Annotated in this window: 11 protein-coding genes; 6 read left to right on the forward strand and 5 right to left on the reverse strand. The window is 60.1% G+C overall.

Annotation, left to right across the window (positions count from 1 at the left end; genetic code table 11):
- Positions 1-108: 108 nt before the first annotated feature.
- Positions 109-615 carry a peptide deformylase gene (gene def / locus AC3ISG_RS00085; RefSeq protein ID WP_122534277.1) on the reverse strand — a complete coding sequence of 169 codons (507 nt, stop codon included), beginning with the start codon at positions 613-615 and terminating at the stop codon, positions 109-111.
- Between the two features lie 141 nt (positions 616-756).
- On the opposite strand from def, the gene AC3ISG_RS00090 reads away from it, so the two are divergent.
- The 3 genes from AC3ISG_RS00090 (at position 757) to tsaC (ending at position 3,616) form a co-directional block, all read left to right on the forward strand.
- On the forward strand, positions 757-1,782 hold the full coding sequence (locus tag AC3ISG_RS00090; protein WP_272629856.1) for a LysM peptidoglycan-binding domain-containing protein: 1,026 nt from the start codon (positions 757-759) through the stop codon (positions 1,780-1,782).
- A 124-nt stretch (positions 1,783-1,906) separates the two neighbouring features.
- Positions 1,907-3,019 carry a DNA-processing protein DprA gene (dprA, locus tag AC3ISG_RS00095; RefSeq protein WP_489298233.1) on the forward strand — a complete coding sequence of 371 codons (1,113 nt, stop codon included), beginning with the start codon at positions 1,907-1,909 and terminating at the stop codon, positions 3,017-3,019.
- Positions 3,020-3,058: 39 nt separating this feature from the next.
- Positions 3,059-3,616, forward strand: a complete 558-nt coding sequence (tsaC, locus tag AC3ISG_RS00100) for an L-threonylcarbamoyladenylate synthase type 1 TsaC (RefSeq protein WP_122534280.1) — start codon at positions 3,059-3,061, stop codon at positions 3,614-3,616.
- Between the two features lie 28 nt (positions 3,617-3,644).
- On the opposite strand, the gene AC3ISG_RS00105 is transcribed toward tsaC, so the two are convergent.
- Positions 3,645-4,622 carry an NADPH:quinone reductase gene (locus AC3ISG_RS00105; RefSeq protein WP_489298234.1) on the reverse strand — a complete coding sequence of 326 codons (978 nt, stop codon included), beginning with the start codon at positions 4,620-4,622 and terminating at the stop codon, positions 3,645-3,647.
- A gap of 226 nt (positions 4,623-4,848) precedes the next feature.
- Between AC3ISG_RS00105 and hemF the strand changes: the two genes are divergently transcribed.
- Both hemF and aroE read left to right on the forward strand, forming a co-directional pair.
- Positions 4,849-5,769 (forward strand): oxygen-dependent coproporphyrinogen oxidase, encoded by a 921-nt coding sequence (gene hemF, locus AC3ISG_RS00110; RefSeq protein ID WP_489298235.1) that lies wholly within the window; start codon positions 4,849-4,851, stop codon positions 5,767-5,769.
- Positions 5,769-6,599, forward strand: coding sequence for a shikimate dehydrogenase (aroE, locus tag AC3ISG_RS00115; RefSeq protein WP_489298236.1), 831 nt, complete (start codon positions 5,769-5,771; stop codon positions 6,597-6,599). Before hemF ends, aroE begins: the two co-directional genes overlap by 1 nt.
- 222 nt (positions 6,600-6,821) lie before the next feature.
- On the opposite strand, the gene choX is transcribed toward aroE, so the two are convergent.
- Positions 6,822-7,748, reverse strand: coding sequence for a choline ABC transporter substrate-binding protein (choX, locus tag AC3ISG_RS00120; RefSeq protein WP_489298237.1), 927 nt, complete (start codon positions 7,746-7,748; stop codon positions 6,822-6,824).
- A gap of 39 nt (positions 7,749-7,787) precedes the next feature.
- A complete protein-coding gene (gene betC, locus AC3ISG_RS00125; protein WP_122534285.1) occupies positions 7,788-9,293 on the reverse strand; it encodes a choline-sulfatase in 1,506 nt (501 codons plus the stop codon).
- Between the two features lie 113 nt (positions 9,294-9,406).
- Between betC and AC3ISG_RS00130 the strand changes: the two genes are divergently transcribed.
- A complete protein-coding gene (locus AC3ISG_RS00130; protein ID WP_489298238.1) occupies positions 9,407-10,357 on the forward strand; it encodes a choline sulfate utilization transcriptional regulator in 951 nt (316 codons plus the stop codon).
- A 212-nt stretch (positions 10,358-10,569) separates the two neighbouring features.
- Here AC3ISG_RS00130 and AC3ISG_RS00135 read toward each other — a convergent pair whose 3' ends face one another.
- Positions 10,570-11,073 carry an anti-virulence regulator CigR family protein gene (locus AC3ISG_RS00135; RefSeq protein ID WP_489298239.1) on the reverse strand — a complete coding sequence of 168 codons (504 nt, stop codon included), beginning with the start codon at positions 11,071-11,073 and terminating at the stop codon, positions 10,570-10,572.
- Positions 11,074-11,148: the final 75 nt, after the last annotated feature.

An 11,148-nucleotide genomic window follows, 5' to 3' on the forward strand; every position in this document is an offset into this window, starting at 1 on the left:
AGAAACGCGCTTGCCCGCGATCGCGTGGTGTCAGCCAAGATATGCGGCAGAGGACAGGTCGCTATCGCGGGCAATCGCGCTCCTACGGTAGAAAGGAGGATGGCGGGATCAGGCGTTTTGCTTGTGGAGTTTTTCCAGCTTCTTCTTGATCCGGTCGCGCTTGAGATTGGACAGGTAATCGACGAACAGCTTGCCGTTCAAGTGATCGCATTCGTGCTGGATGCACACGGCGAGCAGTCCCTCGGCGATGAATTCGTAGGGCTGGCCATCACGGCCCAGTGCCTTGACCTTGACCCGCTGCGGGCGATCCACGTTTTCGTAGAAACCTGGAACGGAAAGGCATCCCTCCTGGTACTGATCCATCTCGTCGGTGAGCGGCTCGATTTCCGGGTTGATGAACACCCGCGGCTCGCTGCGATCTTCGGAGAGGTCCATCACCACCACGCGCTTGTGTACGTTAACCTGCGTCGCGGCGAGACCGATGCCAGGCGCTTCGTACATGGTTTCAAACATGTCGTCGACCAACTGGCGAATGCCGTCGTCCACTTCAGCCACCGGCTTGGCGATGGTGCGCAGGCGCGAATCGGGAAATTCGAGGATGTTTAGAATGGCCATATACGTAAGGGATGCACTGTAGGGTAAAGTCAAAATCGGCTGCTAGGCTTGGGACGTCACAAGCTGCAGCCCTAGTAAAACCGGAAGTCTCGCAAGACTCAGCGTTTCACGCGAAGCCAACATGATAAAGGGATTCACCGCATGAGGAAATCACTACTCGCCCTGCTGCTGTTGGCCGCGACAGGCCTTGTCCAGGCGCAAGTACAGCTCAGGGATGGCCATCCACAGAGTTACACCGTTGTCGCCGGTGACACACTTTGGGACATTTCCGGGAAATTTCTTAACCAGCCCTGGAAGTGGCCGGAGCTTTGGCGCGCCAATCCACAGGTTCACGACCCTGATCTGATCTACCCCGGCGATACGCTCAACCTGATTTACGTCGATGGTCAGCCACGCATCGTGGTCAATCGCGGCGCGTCCCGGGGCACTATCAAACTCTCCCCGCGTGTGCGCAGCACGCCGATTGCCGACGCGATCCCGACTATCCCGCTGGGCGCAATCAATGCGTTTCTGCTGAACAATCGAATCATTGATAACGCGAGCCAGTTTGAAGCCGCGCCTCATGTCGTGGCCGGCCCCGGCGAGCGGGTGCTCAGTGGCGCGGGTGATCGCATCTATGCCCGCGGGCAGTTCGAACCGAGCCATGTGTCGTACGGCATCTATCGCAAGGGCAAGACCTACGTCGATCCGGTGAGCGGTGTGGTGCTGGGCATCAATGCCGATGACATCGGCAGCGGCCAAATCGTTGCCAGCGAAGGTGACGTGGCGACGTTGCAACTGCAGCGCTCGACCCAGGAAGTACGCCTCGGCGATCGGCTCTTCGTCAGTGAAGAACGCGGAATCAATTCCACCTTTGTCCCTAGTGAGCCCCAGCAACCGATCAGCGGCACTATCATCGATGTGCCCCGGGGCGTGACCCAGATCGGCGAGTTCGACGTGGTGACCATCGACCGTGGCCGACTGGATGGCTTGGCCGAAGGCAACGTGCTGGCCATCTACAAGACCGGCGAAACGGTGCGTGACCGGGTCAACGGTGATCAGGTCAAAATTCCCGACGAGCGCTCAGGGCTGCTGATGGTCTTCCGCACGTACGAGCGACTGAGCTACGGCATGGTGCTGCACGCAACCCGATCTCTGGCGGTTCAGGACAAAGTCCGCAATCCGTAATGCTATGTATCAGCTGCAAATCACTTTTCTCCACCGGCATGCTTCACTTATCAAATTGTTGTTAACAGACTTATCCACAGCTTGATCCACTGATTAAGGTGGGTCTCGGATCAAGGAAGATGACATGCCGTTGTTCGAAAAGGCCGGTCAGTCGCCGGCAGAGCTGGAAGCCCGTTTGCGTTTGCATCGGCTGCCGGAAGTCGGTCCAAAACGTTTCCACACCCTCATCGATGCATTTGGCAGCGCCTCTGCCGCATTGAGTGCGCCGGCTTCAGCGTGGCGATCTCTACGACTGCCGGCGGCCAGTGCCGAGGCGCGTCGCAGTGCCGAAGTGCGCGACGGAGCCAGTGCTGCACTGGCCTGGTTAGAGCGTCCGGGCCAGCATTTGCTGATGTGGGACGACCCTGACTACCCTGCGCTGTTGGCAGAAATCCCGGATCCACCGCCCCTGCTCTTCATCGCCGGAAACCGCGCTTTGCTTGATCGCCCGCAGCTCGGAATGGTGGGCAGTCGACGTGCTTCCAAACCCGGGCTCGACACCGCTGCAGCGTTCGCGAGGAGCCTGGCCGGTGCTGGTTTTGTGATCACCAGCGGGTTGGCGTTGGGTATCGACGGCGCCGCGCATCAAGGTGCGCTGGATGTAAAAGGCGGGACAATCGGGGTGCTTGGCACAGGCATCGAAAAACTTTATCCACAGCGGCATCGCCAGCTTGCAGCGCGCATGATTGCCGATGGCGGCGCAGTGATTTCCGAGCTGCCACTGGACGCAGGTCCCCACGCGAGCAACTTTCCCCGGCGCAATCGAATCATCAGCGGTTTATCCCTGGGCGTGCTGGTGGTCGAGGCGAGTGTCGCCAGTGGATCGCTGATCACGGCACGTCTTGCCGCCGAGCAGGGCCGTGAGGTCTACGCCATTCCCGGCTCGATCCATCATCCGGGCGCCAGGGGTTGTCACCAGTTGATCCGTGAAGGGGCGGTGCTTGTGGAAACCATCGACCACATTCTCGAAGCGCTGCAGGGTTGGAAAAACATTGCGCCGAGCCATGACGTCGTTGATAAGCCGTCGGCGCCGCTCCATCCGCTTCTGGCTCTATTGCACGCAGCGCCTCAAACCGGCGAGGCGCTGGCCCACAACAGCGGCTGGCCTTTGCCGAAAGTTCTGGCAGCGCTGACCGAGCTTGAACTCGACAGCAGCGTGGCCTGTGAAGCCGGGCGATGGTTTGCCCGGGCACGCTGAGGTTAAACTGCCCGCCTGCGTAATTTGGGAGAACGGACGATGGTCAGCAGTTGGCGAGTGCAGCAAGCCGCACGAGAAATTCGGGCCGGGGCGGTGATCGCCTATCCAACCGAAGCGGTGTGGGGGCTGGGCTGTGACCCTTGGGATGCGGAGGCGGTGTATCGCCTGCTGGCAATCAAGGCGCGGCCTGTTGATAAGGGCTTGATCCTGATCGCAGACAACATCCGTCAGTTCGATTTCCTTTTCGAGGACTTCCCTGAGCTGTGGATTGATCGCATGGCCAGCACCTGGCCGGGACCGAATACCTGGCTGGTGCCCCATCAAGGCCTGTTGCCGGACTGGATCACCGGAAAGCATGACACCGTCGCCCTCCGGGTCAGCGATCACCCTATCGTTCGCGAGTTGTGCGCCCTGACAGGCCCCTTGGTGTCGACTTCCGCCAACCCGACCGGCCGCCCCGCTGCCCGCTCACGACTGCGCGTTGAGCAGTATTTTCACGAACAGCTGGACCTGGTCCTGGGTGGCACTCTTGGCGGGCGTCGCAACCCAAGTGTGATCCGGGATCTGGTCACCGCTGAGGTGGTAAGGGCGGGGTAATGCCCTTCCACCGTCTCGCAGGGTGAGATCAAGGCACCAGAATGATCGACCCAACCGTTCTGCGGCCGGACAGTTCGGTATGGGCCTTTGCGGCGTCCTTGAGGGGGAACTTGCGGATGTCGTCGACCTTCACCTTGCCGCTGGCGACCATCTCAAACACCTCATCTGCCATTGCTTGCAAGGCTTCCGGGGTGTTCGCGTAAGAGCCCAACGTCGGGCGGGTGACGTAGAGCGAGCCTTTCTGAGCGAGGACTCCGAGGTTCACCCCGGTCACTGCGCCTGACGCATTGCCGAAGCTGACCAGTAGGCCTCGCAATTCCAGGCAATTAAGGGATGTCTCCCACGTGTCTTTGCCGACACCGTCGTAGACCACTGGCACCTTCTTGCCATCGGTCAATTCCAGTACACGCTGAACGACGTCCTCCTTGCTGTAATCGATCACTTCCCACGCGCCATGCGCTTTGGCGTGCGCGGCCTTTTCTGCCGAGCTGACCGTGCCGATGAGCTTGACGCCCAAGGCGTTGGCCCACTGGCAGGCGATGGAACCCACGCCGCCGGCAGCGGCATGGAACAAAATGGTTTCTTCAGGGCGGATCTCGTAGGTCTGGCGAAACAAGTACTGCACGGTCAGGCCCTTGAGCATAACGGCGGCGCCCTGCTCGAAGCTGATGCCGTCAGGCAGTTTGGCAATGTTCGCGGCCGGCGTCAGGTGAACGTCCCCGTATGCACCCAACGGGCCTGTGCCGTACACCACCCGGTCGCCGACTTTGACGTGGGTGACTTCGCTGCCGACCGCTTCAACCAGCCCCGCGCCTTCGTTGCCCAACCCCGACGGAAATGAAGGCGCCGGGTAAAGGCCGCTGCGAAAGTAGGTTTCGATGAAATTAACGCCAATCGCCTTGTTGCGCACGAGCACGTCTTTCGGACCCGGTGCCGGGGGTTCGAAGTCTACGTACTCGAGCACCTCGGGACCGCCATAAGCCTTGAACTGGATACGTTTTGCCATTTGCTTTCTCCGTCATGGGTCGGAACTGCAGGGGATGACTGTTGATGCGAAAGGGCTCTATCGGACTCCTTCGTCGGCGCTTCGTCAACTGCGGCATCCGCCAGGCCGGTGATATGCTACGGACCGAATTTCGCCGACGGGATTTGCGCAGCGAGGCGTGCTATCAACGCCAAGACTGGCTGAATCCCGCTCCCGACGCACGTTTCAGTTTATGCAGGTACTGCCCATGTCCTTTCGCACCGATGCCGTCAAAGCCTACTTGCTCGATCTTCAGGACCGCATTTGCGCCGCGCTGGAAACCGAAGATGGCAGCGCCCGTTTCGTCGAAGACGCCTGGGAACGGCCTGCAGGCGGTGGCGGACGAACCCGAGTGATCGAGAACGGCCACATCCTCGAAAAGGGCGGGGTCAATTTTTCCCACGTCTTCGGCGCCGGCCTTCCCCCCTCGGCCAGCGCCCATCGACCGGAGCTCGCAGGACGAGGTTTCGAAGCCCTCGGTGTGTCGCTGGTGATGCACCCGCATAACCCACACGTGCCGACTGCCCACGCCAATGTGCGGTTTTTCATCGCAGAGAAAGAGGGCGAAGAGCCGGTGTGGTGGTTTGGCGGCGGCTTTGACCTGACCCCTTATTACGGCGTCGAGGAAGACTGCGTTCATTGGCACCGCGTTGCCGAACAGGCCTGCGCGCCGTTCGGTGCCGACGTCTATCCCCGCTACAAGGCGTGGTGCGATCGCTACTTCCATATCAAGCACCGTAATGAGCCGCGTGGGGTCGGCGGACTGTTTTTCGACGACCTCAACGAGTGGGATTTCGACACCAGCTTCGCGTTCATTCGCGCCATCGGCGACGCGTTCGTCGAGGCGTACCTGCCCATCGTTCAGCGCCGCAAAGACACCCCGTACACGCCTCAGCAACGCGAATTTCAGGAATTCCGCCGTGGGCGTTACGTTGAATTCAATCTGGTGTACGACCGCGGCACCTTGTTCGGCCTGCAATCGGGTGGCCGCACTGAATCGATCCTCATGTCGCTGCCGCCGCAAGTGCGCTGGGCCTATGACTGGAAAGCCGAGCCAGGCAGTGAAGAAGCACGCCTCACCGACTATTTTCTGCAGGATCGCGATTGGCTGGCTGAGGCAGCACAGTGATGGCCGACCAGTATGTTGTCTTCGGCAACCCCATCGCCCACAGCAAGTCGCCGCTGATCCATCGCCTGTTCGCCGAGCAGACCGGTCAGGCCCTCGACTATCAGACCTCGCTCGCGCCACTTGACGGCTTTACCGCGTTCGCCAGGGCGTTTTTCGAGACCGGCCGTGGCGCCAACGTCACCGTGCCCTTCAAGGAAGAAGCGTATCGGATGGCCGATCAGCTGACCGAGCGTGGCCGTCGTGCCGGAGCGGTCAATACCTTGGCCCTTCAAGCGGACGGGAGCCTGCTGGGTGATAACACTGACGGAGCCGGTCTGGTTCGAGACCTGAAAGTGAATCATGGCATCACGCTCAAGGACAAACGCATCCTTGTGCTCGGAGCTGGCGGCGCAGTACGTGGCGCGCTGGAGCCCTTGCTGGCGGAAGATCCCTACGTGCTGGTGGTTGCCAATCGCACGGTAGAAAAGGCTGAACAGCTGGCCCAGGAATTCGCCGACATCGGCCCGGTGCTGCCCGCAGGCTACGACTGGCTGGAGGAACCGGTGGACATCATCATCAACGCCACGTCGGCCAGTCTGTCGGGCGAAGTACCGCCCATTGCGCCCAGCCTGATACAGCCGGGCGCGACCTTTTGCTACGACATGATGTACGCCAAGGAGCCGACTGCGTTTTGCCGCTGGGCCAGGGAGCACAATGCCGGACAGGCAGTGGATGGTTTGGGGATGTTGGTGGAGCAGGCCGCCGAGGCGTTCTACCTGTGGCGTGGCGTGCGACCGGAATCAGCGCCGGTGCTGGCGGAGCTGCGGCGGTTGATGGCGCAGAACGGATAACGCTTGCGCTCATCAAAGCTCACAACACTGCAGTTCTACCCGTTGACGCACAAATTGTGGGAGTGAGCTTGCTCGCGAAGACGCCATTCCAGCCGCCAAGATCTAGCGAATGTACCGACTTCTTCGCGAGCAAGCTCACTTCCACAGTTCAGCTCTCGGCAGGGACTTCAGCGGTGTCGTCCCACCTAATTAGTAAGCTTGCTTGCGACGCTGCACTGAACGTTACAACTTGGCTTTCACCGCTGGCAGCGCATCTTTGTCGTCAATGGTTTTCACGCCGCTCAGCCATTTATCCAGCACCTCCGGGTTGGCTTTCAGCCACGCTTTCACCGCCTCGGTATTGCTGACCTTCTTGTCCACAACGGTCTGCATGATCGAGTTTTCCATGTCCTGGGTGAAGACCAGGTTGGAAAGCAGCTTTGCCACGTTCGGACAGGCGTCGGCGTAGCCTTTGCGGGTCACGGTGTAGACACTGCCGGTATCACCGAAATACTTCTCGCCGCCTTTGAGGTAGTGCATGCCTTTGATCTGCACGTTCATCGGGTGCGGCGTCCAGCCAAGGAACACCACGAATTCCTTCTTCTTCACGTTGCGCTGCACTTCGGCCAGCATCGCCTGCTCGCTGGACTCCACCAACTTCCAGTCACCCAGTTCGAACTCGTTCTTTTTGATGATCTCCTGAATCGACGCATTGGCCGGAGCGCCCGAGCCGATGCCGTAGATCTTCTTGTGGAACTTGTCCGCAAATTTGTTCAGGTCGGCGAAGTCGTGAACGCCCGCGTCATAGACGTAATCGGGAACCGCGAGGGTGAACTCGGTGCCTTCCAGATTCTTCGCGTATTGCGTCACGTCACCCGTGGCGATGAATTTGTCGTAGAAGCCCTGCTGGGCCGGCATCCAGTTGCCCAGAAAGACGTCGAGTTGCCCGTCCTTCAGGCCGCCATAGGCGATCGGTACCGCCAAGGTGTCAATCTTGGTTTTATAGCCCATGCCGTCGAGCAAAAAGCCTGCTGTGGCGTTGGTCGCGGCGATATCGCTCCAGCCTGGATCGGCCATCCGCACGGTGCTGCAGCTAGCGTCGGCGGCATAGGCCACGACGCTGCTCAAGCTCAAAACCCCAACCGCCAGCGTGGTGAATAGCTTATTCATGGTGTGCCCCTTTTTTGGTTTTCTAGGTGTTGGCAGGGTTCAAGGTTGCGGATAACGGGCCTTGCGCTCCAGATCGTCCAGATCAATATGGTTGCGCATGTACTGCTGACTGGCGTCGACCAGCGGCTGGTGATCCCAACTCTTCAGCTTGCCGATCGCCAGCGACTCGGCGACGAAGCGCCGGCGACGCTGGCTGGCGAGCACCTGGTGGTGTATCGCCGGAATGTCCCACTTGGCCTTTGCTTCGGCCAGGAACGCAGCGAACAGGTCGCGATGAGCCTCAGATCGACTCAGCTCTTCCTGCTCCTTCGGATCGTTGCGCACGTCATAAAGCAGACATGGGTCCCGTTCCGAATAAATGAATTTGTACGCGCCGCGACGAATCATCATCAGCGGGCTGTTGGTGCCCTCGGCCATGTACTCGCCAAACACCTCGTCGTGGCCGCCCTCACCCTGGAGATGCGGCAATAGTGAACGGCCATCGAGTGGCAAACCGGCGTCCAGTTGACCATCAGCCAACGCAACAAACGTCGGCAGCAAGTCAGCGGTGGACACGGCGGACTGCACGCGGGCGGCCTTGAACTGCCCCGGAGCGTACACCAGCAGCGGCACCCGCGCCGACATCTCGAACCAGTGCATTTTGTACCAGAGCCCGCGTTCGCCCAGCATGTCGCCATGGTCGCCGGAGAACACAATGATCGTGTCGTCAGCCAGGCCTGTTTCTTCCAGGGTTTTCAGCAGTTTGCCGACGTTGTCATCAATGTAGCTGCATGCGCCGAAATAGGCGCGGCGCGCATCGCGAATCTTTTGCTCGGGCAGCGGCTTGTCCCACAGGTCGTAGACCTTCAGCAGGCGCTGGGAATGCGGATCCTGTTCGGACTGGGCCAACGGCGAGTGGGGCATCGGGATTTCGTCATCGCTGTACAGATTCCAGTAAGACTTGGGAATGGTGTACGGATCGTGGGGATGGGTCATCGACACCGTCAGGCAAAACGGCTGATCGCCGTCTTCGCGGACGTGATCGAACAAATATTGTTGAGCCTTGAACACCACCTCTTCATCGAAATCGAGCTGATTAGTGCGCACGCAAGGTCCGGCTTGCAGCACCGATGACATGTTGTGATACCACGTCGGGCGCACGTCCGGTTCGTCCCAGTTCACGGCCCAGCCGTAGTCGGCCGGATAGATGTCGCTGGTCAGGCGCTCTTCGTAGCCGTGCAATTGATCGGGGCCACAAAAGTGCATCTTGCCGGACAGCGCCGTGCGATAACCAAGTCGACGCAGGTAATGGGCGTAGGTCGGCACATCAGCGGGGAAGTCGGCGGCGTTGTCGTACGCGCCGATTTTGCTCGGCAATTGACCGCTCACCAAGGTAAAACGCGACGGTGCGCACAGCGGACTGTTGCAATAGGCGGCATCGAACACCACGCCTTCAGCGGCGAGGCGACTCAAGTGTGGCATCTTGATCGGAGAAGTGGCGTACATCGGCAACATGGGCGCGGCCATCTGATCGGCCATGATGAAAAGAATATTCTTGCGCTTCATGTGTTCGCGGCATCCATAGTCATTATTTATGCGAAAGTGCTCCGACCGAGGATGGTGCCCATGCCGTCTGCGGTAAAGCCCATGTGAGGCAATGCTTAGGATAAGTGCAGCTTATGTTTGAAGCCCTTGGTGCCATGTCGCTGGATTTGCTTCGCGGTTTTGAAGCCGCCGCACGGCTGCGCAGTTTTACCGCTGCTGCCATCGAGCTCGGCACGACTCAGCCGGCCATCAGCCAACAAATCAAGCGACTGGAAGAGCAATTGGCGACGCGGCTGTTTGATCGCATCTATCGCGGCATTGAACTGACGGACGCCGGGCAGATTCTCTTCAATCACGTACAGACCGGGCTGGAGTCGATGGACGCTGGCCTCAGCGCAATCACCGAGCAGCATCAGCATGAGGTGCTGCAAGTGGCGACCGACTTCGCCTTCGCCGCCTATTGGCTGATGCCGCGGCTGCACCGATTCCACAAGGACAACCCCGACGTCGATGTCAGCCTGGTCACCAGCGAGCGCAGTCACAGCATGCTGCGCGCGGATATCGATGTGGCCGTGTTATTCGGTGACGGGCGATTCAAGCAGGGAGAAAGCCACTGGCTGTTCAGCGAAGAAGTGTTCCCGGTGTGCAGCCCGCAATTGCTGAAGGGGCGCGACCTGCCCCTGCCCACCGAGGCGCTGAAAGACTTCGCATTGCTGCACCTTCGCGGCGAAGGCGGCAGCAACTGGTTCGACTGGAGTGGCGTGTTCCGCGCCCTGAATATCCCCCAGGCACCCGCCCCGGGTCAGCTGCGATTCGACAACTACACGCTGATGATTCAAGCGGCGATCGGCGGCCAGGGCGTGGCCATCGGCTGGCGCCATCTGGTGGACGATTTGCTGGAGCAGGGTTTGCTGTGCCGCCCGATCGAAGCCAGCGCCGTCTCCGGATACGGTTATTACATCGTCCTGCCGCAACGCAAACGGCGCGTGCAGATCGTGCAGCGATTCGTGGACTGGTTAAGAAGTGAACAGGCGTTGAGCGGGGATTTGTTGACGGGTAAGGCACTGCCGTCGATAGCGGTTTAGGGTCTGGTGACAATCTTCGATGCTGGTCTGGCGGCGCAGCGATCCGGGGCCAGCTGGCTGTCATGACGGTGCCGCAGATATAGCTGCCGGGACATAAGTTGTGGGAGCGAGCTTGCTCGCGAATAAGCCAGTACAACCGCTAAGTTTCTAGCGGCTGGAAGGCCCCTTTGGCGAGCAAGCTCACTCCCACTGGTCGTGATACCGAAGCTGCTTTAATTCAACACGCCATCCAGAATTTCATAAACAATCCCGCTGCCGATTGCGATCAGCACTACGTCCGGGCCCAGGCGGCGCCATTCGTAGCCATCGTATTGAGGCAGGTATTGCAGCGAGCGTGGGTTCAGTCGACGGCCATAACCGCGTGGCAGCGGGTGGCCTTTGACGATGTGGACGCCAGGGGGCAGCGGCTGACCGCGACCGATGACTTCACGGTGTTCGCTGATGGTCCGGCGCACCTCGCCGAAGTCGGCAGGAGGACGCCCGCCCCGTTGATTATTGCCACGGTTATCGGGACGCGGTTCGTTGCGATGATCGTTGCCGTTGTTATTGCCGTTACCGCGATCGCCCTGCGGACCGCCTGGCTGGCCGTGGTCCTGATGCTGGCCCGGGCCGTTGTCATCGCCGCCGCGTTGATCCGGTGGTGCAGCCTGAACCAGTGCGCTGGCGCTGAGCATCAACACGCCCAACCCGGCGATCAAACGATTCGAGACTTTCATGTGGCGCGCTCCTGAGCAAATTCGGGCAGCAAAAAGGGGTTCAGGACGTGGCCCTGAACCCCTTCGCTGTACGGC

This window comes from Pseudomonas sp. GL_135, assembly GCF_057834665.1.